Below are 18,383 nucleotides of genomic sequence, written 5' to 3'. Positions count from 1 at the left end.
CGGGATCTTAACAGGCACATTTCCTTGCGGTAATGAAATTGTCCGGTCGGATGGATTCTCATGTGGAGGGGTGGTCGAGTTATGGCTATCGCAATTCCGGAGAAACAGTATTTCAAAATCGGTGAAGTAAGTGAAATCCTTGATGTGGAGCCGTACGTTCTGAGGTACTGGGAGTCAGAGTTCAAGATCCTAAAACCAACCCGGACCAGAGCCCGGCAGCGCCTTTATCACAAAAAGGACTTGGAACTCCTTATGGAGATCAAGCATCTCCTTTATGATGAAAAGTTTACCATCGCGGGTGCGAAGAAACGCCTGCAAGAGATGAAAAAACAGTCATCCGCGGAAAGGAAGGCCAAGAAACCGGCCAAGCCTGTCAGAGGCAAGGAAGAGGTTGGAGAGGTCGAATTCAAATCGAACAATTCTCCTCCGGTTTCGCAGTCCTCCGACTACAAGGACATACTGATAGAGATCAAGAAAGAGCTTAAAGAACTAAGGGCTATCCTGGAAGGGTAAACCAACGGGACGTTGCTTCCAGAAGTGCCGGCAACGTAGCAAAAGCGGACCTGACGCCCACTTGCTTCTTGCGGCAATCCGAGCCCTGTGACTCGAACGCCCACAGATTCCAACGCCGTTACGAAAGGATCGTGCAACCCGCGATCCTTTTTCTGCTTTTGAAGCTTCATGTCCTCTATCCATGTCCGCCAAATCAGCAAGCATTCAGTCTTTTGTGGGGTAGGCTTTCCAGCCTGCCATCTAATACCAGTTCGCTATTATTCTCGTAACATCAAGGATAGTAGCTGTCATTGCGAGGAGCGAAGCGACGAAGCAATCTCTCGCCACTGAGATTGCTTCGGGCTCGACGCCCTCGCAATGACAACTTTCGGCATTGTTATATTTTTTATGGCGAATCGGTATAAGACTGGCAGGTTCGGAAAGCCTGCCCCACCACTCTGCCGGCACACAGGAATGGCTGCCGCAATCGCGGGTTTTTGTTGCTCGAAAGGTGACAGTGGCTTATATTGGTTACACGGGGGCTGGAATTGCAGCTTGCCGCCCTCAAAGCAGCCTGTAAATAAAAATAAAGGAGTTCACAAATGCCTACTACACCACTGCATTGTCCTGGACTGCAGGCGCACAAGAACCTTTCATCATTCACATGCAAGTGTCCGAATTGCGGCAAGGAGAGGGAGATTTTTTCCGACGAATTTGACAGGCCGCATACTTGTTCGGGCTGTGATCAACCCATCGACTTCACTCAATGCGAGTTTGAAGCCGGATCCGGCCAATTGAAGTGATTGTCGGCTCTCAGAGTCTTTGCGCTGCGTGGCGTTCATAATTGAGGACTACGTGCGTGAAAAGGAGTTCGAGGTTGGCGCCGGTCTATTGACAGTGGCGCGCACCGTTATAGTAGGGGCCGGCGTCCCTGCCGGCCCTTGCAAATTACCGTGAAGACTCCCACCTTGACCAAGTACAGCGGAGAACTCTCTCACTGGAGAATGGACGGTTCTGTCTATTTAGTCACTTGGCGTTTAGCTGCTCCCAGTCTTTGCTCGAATTCGAGGAAAGATCGTTCGTAGCAAATGCGATTAAGCATTTCGCCTCAGAGCGCTATGATTTGTTGGCACATGTGGTGATGGATGGTCACGTGTATGTTCTAGTGATGCCTGTGGAACGATTCTCCCCGCAGGAAATCGTCCACAGTTGGAAATCATATACCGCCAACCGACTACAACGAGAATTCGGAAGAATCGGGGTAATTTGGCAGAGGGAATACTTCGATTGGATAATCCGAGGTGACCGTGAACTGGTGGAGAAGGCCAATTATATTCTGGACAACCCTTTCAGGAGTTGGCCCGAACTTAAGGAATACAAGTGGGTTGGATAAGGTTTGACGTTACGGGGTGATTCCGGAGTTGGGCCGGCAGGGACGCCGGCCCCCACCACAGGAAAAAGCGAGATGCTCGCAAGTTGAGGCGTATTGCAGTTTACCGCCGGATCAACAGCCGTCCGTGTCACTCCGTAGGCCGCGCTTTATCGACAATCCCCCCCGAATCAAGAATCTCCTCCACAATGCTGATGAAGGTTTCGCCTCTGTGGAACTCATTCCTGAACATCCCGAAGGAAGCGCAGCCAGGGGAGAGCAGCACTACATCGCCCTCGCGGGCATTACGGACCAGCTCTATCACCGCGCCCCGTAGATTGTCGAAGGACCCCACAATTTTTTCTTCACCGCCCGCTTCAACAATGCCCCGGTGAAGCGCAGGCGTTGCGTCGCCTTCCAGAAGCGCGATCTTTGCGGTTTTTGACGCTGCCGCGCGGGCAAATGGTGTCAGATCGAGTTTCTTGTCCGCTCCTCCCGCGATCAGAAGTATCCGCTTGCCGGTCAGCGCATCCAGTGCCGCGAGCCCGGCCACAGGTGTGGTGCTTGTTGCGTCGTTGATGAAACCGATCCCGTCCTTCTCGCCCAGCCGTTGCAGCCGATGTTCGACCCCGGGGAAAGCCTCCACCGCCGCGCGGATGATGCTGTCGGGCACACCCAGTTTTCGGGTCAACTGCGCGGCTGCTGCGATGTTTTCTAAATTGTGCCTGCCCGGAAGCGAAATCTTCCATTCCCGCGGAACGTCTCGTATGCTGAAGAATTCCTTATCCGCGGGCGCTTCCGCTGCCAGGTCGAGGGTTTCCTGCTGATCGCGGTTAAAGACGCAGAAGTCGGTCCCGCTCTGGTACAGGAAAATGGATTTCTTGTCTTCAATGTACTCCGCCATGCCGCTGTAGCGATTCAAGTGGTCCTGATAGACATTGGTGAATACCGACGCGCAGGGAGACAACCGCGCATCATGGAATCCCTGGAGCTGCCAGCTCGAAAGCTCCAGCACCACAATGTCGTCCTTTTGGACCTGCTCCAAAAGTGGCAGAGTGGCCTGTCCCATGATATTTCCAGCCAGAAAAACCCTGGGGAAGTGAGCGGAAAGTATTCTGTGGACAAGAGTGGTTGTAGTGGTCTTGCCGCGAGTTCCGGTGATGCCGATTACGGTTCCTTTGAAATGCTTGCAGAACAGGCTCTCATCCATTTCCACAGGCACCCGGTTTTCCTGGGCGATCTTCAGATATGCGGACGAACGTGGCACATCGGCATTGCGCAGAATCATGTCCGCATCGATGAAGTCGGCCGGATCGTGCTCGCCAAGCCGCAATTTGACCGGAAGCCCTTCCAGGGCCTTCACCGAACTAGCCAGCTCATCAGCGCTTTTGAGATCGGTTACGGTGACCCGAGCGCCGCACCGGATCAGGAAAAGCGTGTCGCCAAGCCCGCGACCTAATAGGCCCAGGCCCATCACGGTGATCCTTTTGCCTTCAAAAAGTGAGCGTGAATAAGACAATGATACTCCGAACCCCAGGGCGTTCCGTCCAAAAAACCCCGTGGCGGCGCGCCCTTACTGCTTCTCGGACCCCAGATACATGGAGGGGATCACACCGCACCGCGGACAAACCTCGATCACAGCATTGTTGTCAAAACCGCACAGCGGACACACGGTCGGCAGTTCATTGCTCCCGCCGCCGTCGGTGAGCTTCATGATCTCTCCGTCCAGTGAAATTACGAGGCTCGCCATGTTTCTTACGACAATATGGAGCATTTTGAGTTGAAGGAGTGGATCGAGTTCTTTGAAGAGCAGGGCATTTATCTGAAGCAGCTTGCAATCTTCTTGAGCGATCACGCCCGCGGATCTCTTCTGGCGGGCAAACGCGCCGATCTCGCCGAAGCAGGCTCCCGGCAGGAAGTCGGACAGTATGCGTGACCGCTTTACTACTTTCACGTTTCCTTCGAGCAGGACGAAGAAGTTGGAATCGCTTTCATTCTCCTTGATAATGTAGTCGCCTGCCTTGCAGGTAATGAATTCGCCGACCTTTACCAGTTCCTGTATTTCCTCATCGGAAAAAAGGGAGAACATCTCGAACTTCTTCAACCCGTGTACCAGCTCGTCATCCGGGGAAATCCCCTTGTGCCTGCCGGATCGAAGGTAATCAGCCAACGCCTCCGCCAACTCTTTTGCAGTCGAGAACCTTTTCGTGGGAGATTTTTCAAGGCAACGGCCGACAATGTCGTCTATTTCCGTCGTTATCTCACTGTTGATCTTTCCCGGCGGGGGAGGAATGTCCGTGCAGATCTTTGTCAGCGTCTCTTCCGCGGTAGCTCCTCTGAAGGGATTCTGTCTGGTGAGCAGTTCGAAAAGAACCACTCCCAGTTGATAAATATCTACGCGATGGTCTTGTTCGCGTCTGAGGATCTGTTCCGGAGCCATGAAACGCGACGAACCGACCAGAGAGGCAGGGCGATGCCCTTTGAGATGCTTGCGGAACCTCGCAATGCCGAAGTCCGTGATCTTGGGGACGCCCTGAGCGGAAATAATGATGTTTTCCGGCTTTATGTCCCGATGCACAACTGCTTTTGAATGCGCGTATTCGAGGGCGAGCGCCAATTCATAGGCAATCTCAAGGGATTTCTTGATGCTGAGCGAGGCTTCCCGTTGATGTTCCAACAGAGTCTTACCAAAGACAAATTCCATGACCATGTAAAGGAGGTGGCTCTTCTTGCCCACGTCGTACATGACCACAATGTTGGGATGAAGCAAGGCGCCCGCGGTCTGGGTCTCCAAAAAGAAGTCACGCATGATCTTCTCTTTCGCTACCTCCACACCGGGCAGGGCTTCGAGTGAAAAGATCTTGATGGCTACCGGCCGGCGGATGATCCTGTCCGTTGCGAGGTAAACCTTGCCCATTCCGCCTTCGCCGATTCGCCGAATGATGTCGTAACGCCGGATTCTGCTGAATTTGAGAAAGTCGGTGTCGTTGTCCATTTAACGGAAGTCGCTGTCTTTTGGAAGGGAGATGCTGCAAGGCTCTCTAATGAGCCATGTTTCCCATATAAATACTCAAATTTCCGACAAAATCAATGGGCCGTTATCCGTGATGGCGATGGAGTGCTCAAAATGGGCTGAAAGCTTACCGTCCGCGGTGACTGCCGTCCACTCGTCGTCGAGCAATTTGATACGCCATGTGCCCTCATTCACCATCGGCTCGAGCGCCAGTGCCATCCCCACCTGAAGTCTCGGGTTCCAGCCCGATCCCTTATAGTTAGGAATCTGAGGCGGTTCGTGCATGTTTCGGCCTATGCCGTGTCCCACAAAATCCCTGACAACGGAAAAACCGTGCTCTTCCACATGGGCCTGGACTGCGGCCGAAATATCGTAAAGCCGGTTTCCGGCAACCGCCTGCTTGATGCCCTTGTAAAGCGATTGCTCCGTGGCTTTCAGGAGTTCCTGGGCGTTCGGGGTGACTTCATCCACTGGATAGGTTCGTGCCGCATCTCCTACAAAGCCTTTGTGAACAACACCAACGTCCACGCCGACGATATCTCCTGCTTTCAATACGCGAGGACCGGGTATGCCGTGCACCACCTCTTCATTTACCGACGCGCAGATGGCAGCCGGGTAGGGCTTCTGGTTTCGCATACGGTAACCCTTGAACGCGGCTTTAGCACCGCGGCTGTTTATCATCTTCTGGGCAAGGGCATCAAGTTCCGCGGTGGTCACCCCCGGGGCTATCATTTGCCCTATGGCTTCCAGTATCTCAGCTACGATTCGATTGGCTTCCCGCAATATTTCAATTTCACGAGATGTCTTCAGCACGATCATTCCAGGTTTCACGCCGATCAACCGCCTTCCCGTTTCTTTCGGATTCGGTGCCGCAAAAGTTTACCATACCAGAATTGTCGCCTTTTTTCCTCGATCATTTTTCGATGAGAATGATCCTTCAGCGTTTCAAAGGTTGGATTGTCTTTGTGGGACGGGCTTTCCAGCCCGGCAGGCTGGAAAGCCTGCCCCAAAGACCAGTTACATCACCGCGAGTGATGGCCAACCCGTTCGTGACTGCATGCTTACGGAAGATTCATGAATGACACACAACCTTATCAGCTTGCCAGATCTCTCAAAATCGCTAAATTTATGGGGTCCATGTCCTGTCCGTCGAGCAGCTTGGGTGTCTCCAGCAGCTTGGGAACATCGCGTAACAGCGGGTCGTTCATTATCCTTCGAAAGCATTCCAGTCCGAGCATTCCCTTGCCTATGTGTTCATGGCGGTCTACTCGTCGCCCCAGTTCCTTTTTGCAGTCGTTCAGGTGCATAACCTTCAGCTTGTTCAGGCCGATCATGCTGTCAAATTTTTCCACGAACTTTTCATAACCGGAGGAATCCCTCAGGTCGTATCCTGCCGCGAACGCGTGGCATGTGTCCAGGCAGGTTGCCATGCGTTCAGGGTCCACAGTGTTTTCTAGAATTCGTTTCAAGTGTTCAATGGAATACCCGACCACCGTGCCCTGTCCGGCCGTGTTTTCGACCGCAATCCTGACCTGAAAACCCCTGGTTTTGCGCAACAAGAAATTGAATGATTCCGCCATCAATTTGAGGCCCCTGTCCTCGCCCGCTCCCGTGTGTGCGCCCGGATGCATCACCAAATATGGAATTCCCAGCGCCTCCGCTCGTTCCATTTCTTGCAGGAACGCTGCTCGGGACTTGGCAAGCAAATCCTTGTTTGGCGAAGCGAGATTGATCAGGTAAGCATCGTGGGCAACGACGTACATTCCCGTTCGGAGCCGCTCGGCCCTGAACTCCCCTACTTCCTCCTCATTGAGAGCACGCGCGTTCCATTGCGATGCGTTCTTTGTGAAAATCTGAATCGCGGTGCAGCCCAGGGCCTCTCCTCTCGTGACGGCTTTGGACACGCCACCCGCGATGGACATATGCGCTCCCAGGAGAAGGCCCTTCCAGCGCTTGGGCCTCGCACCACCGGGTTTTTGCGAAGTTCCCCTTTTCTTTTTGGACAAGGCCATACTCACCTCGCCAACTTCCTGTTATCCGGTTTCACTTCCATTAACATAATAATAATGGATACAGGCGAGAAGCGCCCAATCTGCCCGGCATCAGGGATTTATCTTCGCGTTCTTGATTATATAGCGGTTCTCGAAAATACTCGCGAAAAGGACGCGACTTCTTAATCGGGACGTGGTTTTCTTTGGGCATGTCTCGTCAACGAAACTTGCCAAATCGAGAGAACTGCATGCTGGAGAAGGTGTAGTCCGCCGCCAGAGCTGCCCCGATCCAGCGGACGAACCTTCGCCTCCAGGTCATATCAAAGTATCACAGCGGAAGGGATCACAACCTAACGAAAGTAGGGATGGAAGGTTGTGGCATTGACGTTCATCTAGTTTCTTAAAGTTTGACCTATTTTCCCTCCCGATGGGCACAATTTGGGCACAAGAAAAAAAGAGGAAGCAGGGCGCTGCTTCCTCTTTTTGTGGTCATTCGGCGCGTTTTCCATAAACAGGCTCGCAGGCGGAGAATTTCCGCCGTCTCCCCACAATTTGCTTGACTGCGAAGATGTCCACCCTTAAGAATCTGACAAAGCCAATGAAATGGCGGGGGCTCACGGGAAACTGAAAGAGGAACTCACGATATTTAAGAGACTCATAGCTATGGCTAATTGACGTGATGTATGCTCCTTCAGCGCGATGGAAACAAGATGAGCAAGCAACACATAATTAATGAAATTAAGCGAACTGCCCAAGAGAACGATGGAGTCCCGCTAGGACAAAGAAGGTTTTTTACAGAAACAGGAATCCGTAATTCGGATTGGGATGGGGAAGTCCTGGGCTAGATGGGGAGACGCCCTTATCGAAGCTGGATATCAACCCAATCCATGGACGGGTGCTTATGACGACACCTGCCTTGCTGAGAAACTGATCCTCTTAATCCGGGAGCTCGGTAGGTATCCTGTGGAGAGAGAAATTCAATTAAGAGCACGACAGGACAAAAAGTTTCCAAGTATGGGAGCATTTCGCCGCCGGGGAACGAAAGCGGAACTCGCCAGAATGATACTTGAATACTGTGAAGGCAAAGCGGGTTTCGATGATATCATTGAAATTTGCCGGTCTATTCCAGTCTCGAATCAGCTTGAACCCAGCCCTTCCGCAGAAGAACCAAGTCGAGGTATTGTGTATCTTATGAAGTCTGGACGGTATTACAAGGTTGGCAGAACTGAAGCTCTTGGACGAAGGGAATATGAATTGGCGATTCAGCTTCCCGAAAAAATTGCAACAGTACACGTGATAAAGACCGATGATCCGCTCGGTATTGAAGCGTACTGGCATAAGCGTTTCCAGGACAAAAGAAAGAGAGGTGAATGGTTTGACCTCACCGCAGAAGATGTTAAGGCGTTCAAGAGACGTAAGTTTATGTAATATTCTTGGAAGACTTCTCAAGTGAAAAGTGCACTGCTTCACGAGCCGCATCTAGCATATGCCGCAGCCGAATTTGATCATCCTCTAGCATACTGAACCTCGGCCTCAGCCATTACCTTGTCCCTGAAATAACGGCTCAGCTCATGAGGGGTCCGAATATCCACCTTGCATCCACCAAGAGCTTCTGAGAGTTCCTGCTCCATATCAGCAAGCTCAAAATAACCGGGAGTCTGCCCTTCCTCGAACTCTACAATGAAATCTATGTCGCTTTCTGGTCCGAAGTCCTCGCGGAGATATGACCCGAAGACGGATAGCCTCTTAATATGGTGCTTTCGGCAGAAATCTTTAATCAAGTCGCGAGGAATGGCAGGACGCGCTTGGTTCATGGAATCCCTCCTGCGCTCTTCAGGTCAGCGGAGCGTTGTGTTCCGGGAAAATGTCTTTTTCCGAGACGGAAGGCAATGAGGAAAGCCTGAGTCAAGTCAGCAAGGGGCCGGATTGGCAAGTGATGGCGGACAAGAACAAAGGGGCCTTCGGCAACAAAAGACTGATCAGCAGTCGGTTCCTCCAAACTCGGAAACTTCACGGGCTTCGTTTGAAGTGCTCGGCACAAAGCGAACCTCTATCTTCTGGTTGAGGACAGACGCTATCCTGACCAGCATCGTCAAGGAATCTCCCTCATAATCAGCTTCTTCGAGGTCATGGATCACAGACTCCGCAATGCCTACGAGTTCGGCCAGTTGAGCTTGCGTCATGCCCGATCGGGTTCGCAGGTCGTACACCTGCTGGCCGATATCGGCTTTTACTTCGTATTCTTTAAATAGAGCCATAGACTCGGGATCGTTTCCGACAAACTCGTTGTATGCCCACTCAAAAGCGTCCGAGCTTAGCTTTTCTTCTTCTCCCATGATGATCTCTCCCAAACGAAAATATGAGATTGAGGGTTCTGCTCGAATTCTCGTTTTCGTGCTGCTGCCTTGTCTATTTCCAGAGGCGGTACTGTGCGCTCTTTCACAATACCATGCGACAATACTACCGCGGCCTTGCCATAAAAGAAATAGAGTAACCGGTAATTTATACCTGCCAGCCCAACCCTTAATTCATATATTCCATCCCGCAAATAGTCAGCATACGGCCGTTGTAACTCATGTCCAAAGGTCTGTAACCGCCTTATCCATGCAACACATTTGAGCCGAGGCTTGGGAGGCAGTTTCCTGAGCCAATCGGCCACCGGAACGATTTCATCCTCCTCTTTATAGAATATGATCTCCACTCTTGGCATGAAAGGGCTCTCGTCCTTGGCGTCATGAAAAGGATTCTAGCATATCGCCTCAGAAAAAATTATACAAAACCCACAATGGCTTCTACACTGCACTGCGATTCTAGCTTTTTGGGGACCCACTTCATCGTCCCACTGAATTGTGGTAGTATCCATCGCTGAGCAGTTTTTGCCGACGCACATGAGCGGTACAGTCGTGGCATCTATGAACATTGCCGGACCGGTTGCTTCGACCAATTGAACCACAGGAAAGAAAGAATTGAACACCAATCACGAGATTCGGCCATCCGGCATTCACGACTCAAAGGAACGCCTCTTCGAATGCAAGGTGTATTACGAAGACACCGACTGCATGGGGGTCGTGTATCACGCCAACTATCTGCGGTACCTTGAGCGTGCTCGAACCGAGTATGTGGAAGACCGCCTTTCCAGTGTCGCTGGATATCATGACAGCGGATACCTGTTTATGGTTCACAAAATCGAAATGGTTTTCCACTCGCCCGCGAAGCTGGGGGACTCGTTGGTCGTCCGCACATGGATCGAGAATACGACACGTTTCAGAATAGTGGTCAAGCAGATTATCATCAAGAAAGGTGAGCCCAAGGACTACCTTGTTACGGCTACCATAACACTTGTAACGGTCACCCCGGACGGCCAGTTGATACAGGTCCCCGGCGAATTCCACCAACTGTGAACCTCGCCAATGGACGCCACCAGTCTTAAGTAATCGCGGAAGTTTTATGAAGAGCTTCAAGGTTCTGAGATTGCTAGTAAACAATCCGTTAGCAGCCGCCAAATATTGTCATTGCGACCCCGCTGGAAAGCCGGGGAAGCAATCTCAGCGCCTAAATGCAGAGAATGCTGGTGGGACCGGCATCTTGCCGGTCATCCCTATTAGACAGGCGGGACGCCTGTCCCACCCTTCACTCCTCGCAATGCCGGGAAGCCGACCACGCTCTCGTGAAACTGAATGGATACGATTCCTGGCCATTTACTCTTGCCTGTGGATCATGCTTCCTGCATCCCTGGGCTTCTGCGACGACACCGGCGCTCTAATCGACAAAGCCCTGAATCAGTCGGGGATAACCGGACAGCTTGAGTTGCTTGCCCCTACCGTCCTTTCCGCGGTCCCGGACGACGCTTTCCCTGACACCAAGACCAGGGACGCAATCGGCGCTTTGATGAAGAAAGCAGCGGGGAAAGACCCTCTACTGCGCATGGTTCAGGAAGCGCTTCGAGAGAACTTCAACCGGGAAATGATAGAGCAGGTCATAAGCTTTTATGATTCCAAACTCGGGCGTAAGGTCGGCCGTCTGCAAGCCACCGCTCTCACTCCGGCTCTTATAAAGACGGTCCGCGAAGGACGGAAGACCGCGGCATCGATGGATGAGACCAGGCTGAAGCTCCTGCGCAGGTTAATTAAGGCGGAACGCGTCTCTCAGTACAATGAGCAGCTTTTACAGAGCTTTGTCAAAGGGCTCATTGATGGCTCGCTGGGCGAACAGGGCGGCCAGGACCCCAAAAGTCGGGAAGGATTGGCCGGGATTGAGAAAGGAATTCGTTTCGACGAGGCCCGCGCCGAGGAAATCGCGCTGGTGTCTTTCGCTCATGCTTTCCGTTCCCTGGAGGACAAGGAGCTGGAGCAACTCGCGTCGTATAAAGAGTCGCAGGCTGGCACCTGGTTCGGGAGTTCAGTGCAAAAAGGACTCGACAGGGTGGCGCATGAAACCGGAAAAGCCTTGGGCGAAGCCGCCTACGCTTCACGAAGGCGCTAAAAGTGGTTGCAGAACCTTGGGAGCATTTGAAGGCATGCCGGGGGAAACTTTTTGCAAAAAGTTTCCCCCGGCGCCCCCTTCAAAAACTCCCAATTATTGCAAACACTTCTGGCCTAGGAATGTCCCCCGGCTACCTTCAACAGAATTGACGGATTTTGCAGCCAAATGTCTGATCGACCATCAAAATCGGCCACGGCAGAGAGAATTGGGCCATATGCGCGAAGGGACTATAAGCCCTTGAAGCCAGCCCTGTTCTGCTGGCTGTTTTTCGCCCTTGTGTTAGTGTTCTTCGCCGCGACCAGCGGGCTCGCGCTCGAAGAGGGTTTTAAGCAATATAAAGATCCGCGGCAACGCTTTGCTTTTGATTATCCGGCAACAATGCAAGTCGTTGCGCCAAATCCGGACGAGGTGAAGGTTTCGCATCCGAAAGCCACGCTTCGAATTACCCTCTTTATCGAGGAACGGCCCAAGAAGGCTGTGCCGACTTCTCAGGCCCTTTTGGACACCATCAAGAAAAGGCTCAAGGACGAACTCAAGGGAGCCACCATCCTGGAGGAAGGGACGCTTCCGGGAATAAAGGGCGCCCAGGGATACGTCATTTGCTTCTTCAAAGACCGCCGGGACATGGAACTCGTGCAATTGCTTCAGTACTATGTGACAGAAGACCGCCTCTTGCAGATGATCATCTCCGACCGACCTGAAGGATTCAAGAACCTGCAAAAAGTCATCCGGCAAATTCACCAATCACTGAAGATCCTGAAGCCTGATCTGAAATAACGGCTCGTAAGAGATCCTTCATTGATCAAGCGTCTTAATCGGTACAGACGGTTGCCGCAGGCGAGAATGTGCTTGGCGCGCCGGCGTTCGATGTATAACATACTAACGCGACGATCGGACGAAGCGTGGTTTAGACCAAACCCCGCGGGAAAGGTCCTGTTGAATGTCCTTGTTCAAGCTTGAATCAAATTTCGTTCCCAGAGGAGACCAGCCTGCGGCCATAGAAACGCTGGCGAAAGGGGTCGAGGAAGGGATCAGAGATCAGGTCCTTCTGGGCGTTACCGGTTCGGGCAAGACTTACACCATGGCCAATGTGATAGCTCGTACCGGAAAAACCTCTCTCATTCTTGCCCCGAATAAGACACTTGCAGCACAACTGTTTAGCGAACTCCGGCTTCTTTTCCCGCACAACGCGGTAGAGTATTTCGTGTCATATTACGACTACTATCAGCCGGAAGCCTATATACCTCAATCCGACACTTACATTGAAAAAGACTCGAGCATCAACGAAACCATCGACAAAATGAGGCATTCAGCCACCAGGTCACTTCTGGAACGCAAAGACGTGATTATTGTCGCGTCCGTTTCCTGCATATACGGCCTGGGCTCGCCCGAAGCTTACCAGAACATGTTGGTGCACCTTATCAATAGGGAAGAATCGGATCGGGACGCAGTCCTGAGGAAACTGGTGGAAATCCAGTATGAGCGCAACGATATAGATTTTCATCGAGGCACGTTTCGGGTGAGAGGGGACGTGATCGAGGTGTTCCCTGCGTATGAAGATTCCTTGGCCCTCAGAATAGAGTTCTTTGGCGACACCGTGGACGGCATGTATGAAATCGACCCCTTGCGAGGCAAGGTTTTGAGGGCCCTTGATCGAGTAGCGATTTATCCGGCAAGCCACTACGTCACCGAACGCCAGCGGCTTTTGGATTCTGCGGATATGATTCTGGAAGAAATGAAACAACGCGTCGAAGATTTCAGGGAGCGAAACAAGTTCATTGAGGCACAAAGGATCGAAGAACGGACTCGATTCGACGTGGAAATGCTCAAAGAGATAGGGTACTGCAACGGGATAGAGAACTATTCGAGATATCTTACCGGCCGGCAGCCTGGTGAGCCTCCGCCCACGTTGCTCGAATATTTTCCAAGGGACTCCCTTTTCTTTTTGGATGAATCCCATGTAAGTGTTCCGCAACTGAGAGGCATGTTCAGGGGCGACCGTGCCAGGAAGCAAACCCTGGTGGAATACGGATTCCGGCTACCCAGCGCTCTGGACAACAGGCCGCTCACCTTTGACGAATTTGAATCCCACGTCAAACAGGTGATTTACGTTTCCGCGACCCCCGGACCGTATGAAATGGAGAAGGGCCACAGCCGCGTGGTTCAGCAGGTAATTAGGCCTACCGGCTTGATCGACCCTGTGATAGAACTCAGGCCTGCTTCAAATCAGGTGGACGACCTTCTCGACGAGATTCACAAACGTGTGGAAAAAGGTCAGAGAATCCTGGTCACCACTCTCACCAAGAAAATGGCGGAGGATCTTACCGAGTATTACGCGGGCCTCGATATAAGCGTCAGGTACTTACATTCCGAAATCACTACCATTGAAAGAATGGAGATCATCAGAGATCTCAGGCTCGGTGAATTCGACGTCCTGATTGGGATCAATCTGCTCAGAGAAGGCTTGGACATACCGGAAGTTGCACTGGTAGCTATCTTGGACGCGGACAAGGAGGGTTTTCTCCGTTCGGAGCGTTCCCTCATCCAGACTGCCGGGAGAGCCGCACGCAACATTGATGGTACGGTCATTCTGTACGCGGATCGCATAACCGAATCAATCCGCGTCGCGGTGGATGTAACCAATCGCAGAAGGACGCTCCAACTGGAGTTCAATCGGGAGAACAACATCACTCCTGAAACCATTCGAAAAGACATTACAGATATTCTCTCTTCTTTGGCAGAACAGGATTACGTTACCATAGAGATAGACGAACGAACCGACGCGGCGGAAACTCCTCTGGAAGATATCCCGAACCTAGTGGAACAATTGACAAAACAGATGTTCGAAGCCGCCCGAGACCTGGAATTTGAAAAGGCCGCGGAACTCAGGGACCGTATCCGTGACCTGGAGAATAGACTGATACGTTATGCCTAACTGCTGGTTCCGGCCGCTCGTCAGCTACGCAAGGACCTTACAGGATATTATTTCACGGCAGAGGATGCAGCGTACGGGCACGGCATGGGACGGTTTCAAAAGTCAAACGTTGTATGAAATCGTGGCACGATTCTAATTGCTTGCACGCAGCGCAGTACGGGACGGACCTCGTGGCGTACTGTCTGTCGGCGCAGAAAGCCTGTGTAGGGGCGGGGTTTATCCCCGCCCGCTATACCGGCCTCACACGACGGGCGGGGATAAACCCCGCCCCTACAGGCCATAGTGCCACCATTGGAGGCCGTAAGTACTTTTGAGACAGCCTTCACGCCGCGCACCTACATTTCCGCGGTCTCTGCCTCCTCTGCGGTGAGAGATCTTTCCGTTCGCGTGCGAAGCTCACCCCCGGTCCGCCAAATTTGACTGGAGAAGAAGCCCGCATTTGTGGCATACTAATTAATTCGGTTGACAAGCCATTCCAAAACAAGGGGAAGTAAATGCACGTAGGCGTCATAGGAACCGGTTATGTCGGGTTGGTCACCGGCGTATGCTTCGCAGAAATGGGTAATGATGTCACCTTGATGGATATCGACGAAGATAAGATCGCCAGTCTCCTCGATGGGAAAGTGCCAATTTATGAGCCGGGCCTGGAGCAAATGCTCATCCGCAATGTTGCCGAAAAAAGGCTTCATTTTACAACCGACCTGGAAGCTACGATAGATCGTTCACTGGTCAGCTTTATTGCTGTTGGGACACCGCCTGATCCGGAAGGCCATGCCGACCTTAGCCAGGTGTTTGCTGTGGCACGAAGCATCGGACAAGCCATCAAGACGTACAAGATAATTGTCACGAAGAGCACTGTGCCGGTGGGAACCACCTACAAAGTGCGTGATATCATCTCCCAAGAAACCGACCAGCCATTTGACGCGGCCAGCAATCCGGAGTTTCTGAAAGAAGGCAACGCCATCGACGACTGCATGAAGCCCGATCGAGTGGTAATCGGGGTAAGTGACGCACGCCCCGGAGAAATCCTCAAAGAGCTTTACAGCCCTTTCGTGCGAACCGGAAAGCCCATCCTCACCATGGACATCCCCTCCGCGGAAATGACCAAATACGCGGCGAACGGGCTGCTGGCAACTAAGATCTCCTTCATCAACGAGGTTTCGAGACTTTGTGAAAACGCCGGTGCGGACATAGAGATGGTGCGAGCGGGAATTGGTTCGGACCCTCGTATCGGCCCCCAGTTTCTCTTTGCCGGGATCGGTTACGGCGGGTCGTGCTTCCCAAAGGACCTCGACGCTTTGGCGCGAACCGGCCGAGAGCATGGGGTCCACTTGAACATCCTCGAAGCGGTTCAGGAAGCAAACAAACTCCAGCGGAAGCATTTCGTACAAAGGATCGCGGATCACTATGGCGGCAATTCCCTCCGTGGGAAGCTTTTCGCATTGTGGGGTTTGAGCTTCAAACCACGGACAGACGACATTCGGGAAGCGCCTTCCCTCGACGTTATACGGATGCTCCTTGACCAGGGCGCTCGAGTGAGAGCCTTCGACCCGGTAGCTATGGAAAACGCGGGACGAATACTGGGCGATTCCATCGAATACGCACCGGGCAATTACGAGTGCGTTCAAGGGGCAGATGCGCTTATCATTGTCACCGAGTGGAACGAGTTCCGACATCCGGATTTTGAAAAGATGAAAGAACTAATGGTGGAACCGGTGATTTTCGACGGCCGGAACCTCTATAATCCCACGAAGATGGTCCAAAACGGGTTCACCTACTATAGCGTGGGCAGGAACACCATACACATCGGTTGAGCCCGCCAATCCGGGCACGCTCTGACTGAACCGGCAAATGGAAACGCGAACACTAAAAGCCAAGGAGCTTGCAGACGACATCAGGTCGGGAATGGAACGACAGGCCCTGATGGAGAAGTACCGGATCTCGGATAAGGATCTGGTGTTCCTGCTCAGGCAGTTGGTCCAATCCAAGGTCATGGATGTGGATGAAGTCGCGTCCATGCTTTCCGGGAAAGGACCCGAGCCGCCATTGGTCTTTGAATGTCCTGAATGCGGTGCGACCGATTCTCAGGATTTTGATCGATGTCCGAAATGCGGCGCGGTTGTGGCCAAGGGGGAAGATGAAGCCAACGAGGCACAGCCCGAACAGCTTTCACGCGTTCCGGAGGAAATGACCGCGCCCGCGGAAGTTCCCGAAAGGTTGTCCGTGGAGAAACCGCCGCTCAGCGCCATGTTTCGAGCCAACCTGCAGCGCACAGGACGGTTCGAGGGGATGGGCGTAAGGCTACTTAGCGGGCTGAAATGGAAATTCCCGACCCGGGGTTGGGTGTCCTCGTCACCTGCGATAGCTTACGGCGGGGTGTTTTTCGGCAGCTGGGATGGAAACCTGTATGCTGTCAAAGCGGACACAGGGGTTGAGGTGTGGAGGTTTTCTACTGAAGGACCCATATCCTCATCGCCGGCCGTGGCTGACACCAAGGTTTATGTGGGAGCTTCCGACGGCAATTTCTATGCCCTTGACGCGGAAACGGGCAAGCCTAAATGGACGATCAGAACCGAAGGCCCTGTGGCATCATCGGCAGCGGTGTCCCAACAAACTGTGTACTTCGGTGGTTCGGACGGGAGCCTTTTCGCTGTTGACTCGGGAATTGGCAAAATAAGATGGAGATTTAAGGCAGGGGGGCTCATATCGTCGTCTCCTGCCATTGAGGCCGGGCTGATCTGCTTTGGGAGCTACGATCAGAACCTCTACGCCGTGGACGCGCTAACCGGACGGCAAAGGTGGGTTTTTAACACTTCAGGCCCTGTTTGTGCGACCCCTGCAATTGCCGGCGGCATGGTTTATCTGGCTGCTTGGGATGGAAATCTATATGCCGTGGATCTCGCGACCGGCGAAGAAAAGTGGAAGTTTGAATCAGGTTCGAAGATAACCTGCTCGCCCGCGGTGGGTTATGGAAAGGTCTATTTTGGAAATTGTGATGGAAATTTCTTAGCCGTGGATATGCAGACCGGCGAGGAAAGCTGGCGGGCCCAAACTGCCGGCCCGATCGCCTCTTCGCCCGCGCTGGCTTACTTCAGCGTATATTTCGGAAGTGGGGACCGGACCCTTCACGTAAGGGATTGCAACACCGGTAAAGAGAAGTGGTCTTTCCAAACCGAAGCTGCGGTTAATTCCTCGCCCACAATTTTTGACGACCTGGTCTACTTTGGAAGTGATGACGGCAGCCTTTACGCGCTGGCATGAGGCCGATGCGATCACTCCATGTTTTCCGCGATGGTTTCCAATTCAGGAAGGGGTGGAAGCGAGGCAAGGTCACTCAGCCCGAAAACTTCCAGGAATCGCCGAGTAGTCCCGTACAACAACGGCCGGCCCGGTATGTCCTTCTTCCCTACGATAGCAATTAGCTCCCGCTCCACCAGGCCTCTTATGGTGGCTGCGCTTTCCACTCCTCGCACCTGTTCTATCTGATGTCGCGTAATAGGCTGGTTGTATGCGACGATAGAGAGCGTTTCCATAGCTGCGCGGCTCAGCTTGGACGGCTTCATGCTCTTCATTTCAAGGATCCACGGCGCGACAGCGGGCAGCGACCTGAACTGATACCCTCCGGCTACTGTTACCAATAAAAAGCCGCGATTTCGTACAGTGTATTCCTCCTCCAGTTCATCCAGCACCGATTTGATACTCTCCGGCCCTGCGGTCTGAATAACTCTTGACAAGGTGTCCAGGCTTACAGGCTCGTGATACGCGAAAATCAGGCCTTCGACGATGGATTTCAAAAGCTGCTTTTCCAATTGCTCCACCCCATATCGGCAGGTATGAATCCGTGACTCTGTTCCCATATCACTCCAGTGACTGCGGATCAAGCTCGGGTGCTCTGAGCGACAATCCTCTGTTTGGCTTGATCGCCGAGGGGTTTGTGGTAAAATGTGCCGGATCGTAGGCACGGAAAATGGCCCGTCAAAACGCCTCGTGCGTTTTCTGCAACTGAGAGGCGGGGCATGGGGTCGAACCCGGTTGGGGGCACGACGGATCAGGTCCTCACAGGGGGCTGTCTTTCAACCTGAGCTTTGGCACAGGGTCCCG

The 18,383-nt window shown here is 52.7% G+C and carries 17 protein-coding genes; 9 read left to right on the top strand and 8 right to left on the bottom strand.

Annotation, left to right across the window (positions count from 1 at the left end):
- The first annotated feature begins 81 nt into the window (after nucleotides 1-81).
- Together HY913_18120 and HY913_18115 are read left to right on the top strand one after the other, a co-directional pair.
- Nucleotides 82-513 carry a MerR family transcriptional regulator gene (locus HY913_18120; protein MBI4965197.1) on the top strand — a complete coding sequence of 144 codons (432 nt, stop codon included), beginning with the start codon at nucleotides 82-84 and terminating at the stop codon, nucleotides 511-513.
- 1,033 nt (nucleotides 514-1,546) lie between these two features.
- The gene (locus HY913_18115) at nucleotides 1,547-1,885 is read left to right on the top strand and encodes a transposase (protein ID MBI4965196.1); all 339 of its coding nucleotides are present in this window, start codon (nucleotides 1,547-1,549) and stop codon (nucleotides 1,883-1,885) included.
- Between the two features lie 127 nt (nucleotides 1,886-2,012).
- Here HY913_18115 and murD read toward each other — a convergent pair whose 3' ends face one another.
- From murD to HY913_18095, 4 genes are all read right to left on the bottom strand, one after another.
- On the bottom strand, nucleotides 2,013-3,380 hold the full coding sequence (gene murD, locus HY913_18110) for a UDP-N-acetylmuramoyl-L-alanine--D-glutamate ligase (GenBank protein ID MBI4965195.1): 1,368 nt from the start codon (nucleotides 3,378-3,380) through the stop codon (nucleotides 2,013-2,015).
- Between the two features lie 54 nt (nucleotides 3,381-3,434).
- A complete protein-coding gene (locus tag HY913_18105; GenBank protein ID MBI4965194.1) occupies nucleotides 3,435-4,856 on the bottom strand; it encodes a protein kinase in 1,422 nt (473 codons plus the stop codon).
- Nucleotides 4,857-4,931: 75 nt separating this feature from the next.
- The gene (gene map, locus HY913_18100; GenBank protein MBI4965193.1) at nucleotides 4,932-5,693 is read right to left on the bottom strand and encodes a type I methionyl aminopeptidase; all 762 of its coding nucleotides are present in this window, start codon (nucleotides 5,691-5,693) and stop codon (nucleotides 4,932-4,934) included.
- A gap of 275 nt (nucleotides 5,694-5,968) precedes the next feature.
- Nucleotides 5,969-6,886, bottom strand: a complete 918-nt coding sequence (locus tag HY913_18095) for a deoxyribonuclease IV (GenBank protein ID MBI4965192.1) — start codon at nucleotides 6,884-6,886, stop codon at nucleotides 5,969-5,971.
- A gap of 804 nt (nucleotides 6,887-7,690) precedes the next feature.
- Here HY913_18095 and HY913_18090 point away from each other — a divergent pair.
- Nucleotides 7,691-8,293: a GIY-YIG nuclease family protein gene (locus HY913_18090; protein ID MBI4965191.1), complete on the top strand. Its 603-nt coding sequence runs from the start codon at nucleotides 7,691-7,693 to the stop codon at nucleotides 8,291-8,293.
- A gap of 77 nt (nucleotides 8,294-8,370) precedes the next feature.
- On the opposite strand, the gene HY913_18085 is transcribed toward HY913_18090, so the two are convergent.
- The 3 genes from HY913_18085 to HY913_18075 form a co-directional block, all read right to left on the bottom strand.
- A complete protein-coding gene (locus HY913_18085) occupies nucleotides 8,371-8,679 on the bottom strand; it encodes a nucleotidyltransferase family protein (protein MBI4965190.1) in 309 nt (102 codons plus the stop codon).
- 165 nt (nucleotides 8,680-8,844) lie between these two features.
- A complete protein-coding gene (locus HY913_18080) occupies nucleotides 8,845-9,201 on the bottom strand; it encodes a helix-turn-helix domain-containing protein (GenBank protein ID MBI4965189.1) in 357 nt (118 codons plus the stop codon).
- Nucleotides 9,180-9,575, bottom strand: a complete 396-nt coding sequence (locus tag HY913_18075; GenBank protein MBI4965188.1) for a type II toxin-antitoxin system RelE/ParE family toxin — start codon at nucleotides 9,573-9,575, stop codon at nucleotides 9,180-9,182. Before HY913_18075 ends, HY913_18080 begins: the two co-directional genes overlap by 22 nt.
- Before the next feature lie 256 nt (nucleotides 9,576-9,831).
- On the opposite strand from HY913_18075, the gene HY913_18070 reads away from it, so the two are divergent.
- From HY913_18070 to HY913_18045, 6 genes are all read left to right on the top strand, one after another.
- Nucleotides 9,832-10,266 (top strand): YbgC/FadM family acyl-CoA thioesterase, encoded by a 435-nt coding sequence (locus HY913_18070; GenBank protein MBI4965187.1) that lies wholly within the window; start codon nucleotides 9,832-9,834, stop codon nucleotides 10,264-10,266.
- A 46-nt stretch (nucleotides 10,267-10,312) separates the two neighbouring features.
- Nucleotides 10,313-11,347 carry a hypothetical protein gene (locus HY913_18065; protein MBI4965186.1) on the top strand — a complete coding sequence of 345 codons (1,035 nt, stop codon included), beginning with the start codon at nucleotides 10,313-10,315 and terminating at the stop codon, nucleotides 11,345-11,347.
- 237 nt (nucleotides 11,348-11,584) lie between these two features.
- Nucleotides 11,585-12,124: a hypothetical protein gene (locus HY913_18060; protein ID MBI4965185.1), complete on the top strand. Its 540-nt coding sequence runs from the start codon at nucleotides 11,585-11,587 to the stop codon at nucleotides 12,122-12,124.
- A gap of 163 nt (nucleotides 12,125-12,287) precedes the next feature.
- Entirely contained in the window at nucleotides 12,288-14,282 is a 1,995-nt protein-coding gene (gene uvrB / locus HY913_18055) for an excinuclease ABC subunit UvrB (protein ID MBI4965184.1), read from the top strand.
- 494 nt (nucleotides 14,283-14,776) lie between these two features.
- Nucleotides 14,777-16,096 (top strand): UDP-glucose/GDP-mannose dehydrogenase family protein, encoded by a 1,320-nt coding sequence (locus HY913_18050; GenBank protein MBI4965183.1) that lies wholly within the window; start codon nucleotides 14,777-14,779, stop codon nucleotides 16,094-16,096.
- A 37-nt stretch (nucleotides 16,097-16,133) separates the two neighbouring features.
- Nucleotides 16,134-17,543 (top strand): PQQ-binding-like beta-propeller repeat protein, encoded by a 1,410-nt coding sequence (locus HY913_18045; protein ID MBI4965182.1) that lies wholly within the window; start codon nucleotides 16,134-16,136, stop codon nucleotides 17,541-17,543.
- 11 nt (nucleotides 17,544-17,554) lie between these two features.
- Here the strand turns inward: HY913_18045 and scpB are convergent, their stop codons facing one another.
- Nucleotides 17,555-18,091, bottom strand: coding sequence for an SMC-Scp complex subunit ScpB (gene scpB / locus HY913_18040; GenBank protein MBI4965181.1), 537 nt, complete (start codon nucleotides 18,089-18,091; stop codon nucleotides 17,555-17,557).
- Nucleotides 18,092-18,383 lie beyond the last annotated feature (292 nt).

It is taken from the genome of Desulfomonile tiedjei, assembly GCA_016212925.1.
In the GTDB taxonomy this organism is placed as follows: Bacteria; Desulfobacterota; Desulfomonilia; order Desulfomonilales; family Desulfomonilaceae; genus JACRDF01.
The sequence above is the reverse complement of the archived record's forward strand: the minus strand, read 5'-3'. Positions and strand labels throughout refer to the sequence as shown.

Bases quoted from the DNA above. Each gene is read 5' to 3' on its own strand.
- HY913_18120 (MBI4965197.1), top strand. From the start codon at position 82: ATGGCTATCGCAATTCCGGAGAAACAGTATTTCAAAATCGGTGAAGTA.
- HY913_18105 (MBI4965194.1), bottom strand. From the start codon at position 4,856: ATGGACAACGACACCGACTTTCTCAAATTCAGCAGAATCCGGCGTTAC.
- map (MBI4965193.1), bottom strand. From the start codon at position 5,693: ATGATCGTGCTGAAGACATCTCGTGAAATTGAAATATTGCGGGAAGCC.
- HY913_18095 (MBI4965192.1), bottom strand. From the start codon at position 6,886: ATGGCCTTGTCCAAAAAGAAAAGGGGAACTTCGCAAAAACCCGGTGGT.
- HY913_18090 (MBI4965191.1), top strand. From the start codon at position 7,691: ATGGGGAAGTCCTGGGCTAGATGGGGAGACGCCCTTATCGAAGCTGGA.
- HY913_18085 (MBI4965190.1), bottom strand. From the start codon at position 8,679: ATGAACCAAGCGCGTCCTGCCATTCCTCGCGACTTGATTAAAGATTTC.
- HY913_18080 (MBI4965189.1), bottom strand. From the start codon at position 9,201: ATGGGAGAAGAAGAAAAGCTAAGCTCGGACGCTTTTGAGTGGGCATAC.
- HY913_18075 (MBI4965188.1), bottom strand. From the start codon at position 9,575: ATGCCAAGAGTGGAGATCATATTCTATAAAGAGGAGGATGAAATCGTT.
- HY913_18065 (MBI4965186.1), top strand. From the start codon at position 10,313: ATGAAGAGCTTCAAGGTTCTGAGATTGCTAGTAAACAATCCGTTAGCA.
- uvrB (MBI4965184.1), top strand. From the start codon at position 12,288: ATGTCCTTGTTCAAGCTTGAATCAAATTTCGTTCCCAGAGGAGACCAG.
- HY913_18050 (MBI4965183.1), top strand. From the start codon at position 14,777: ATGCACGTAGGCGTCATAGGAACCGGTTATGTCGGGTTGGTCACCGGC.
- HY913_18045 (MBI4965182.1), top strand. From the start codon at position 16,134: ATGGAAACGCGAACACTAAAAGCCAAGGAGCTTGCAGACGACATCAGG.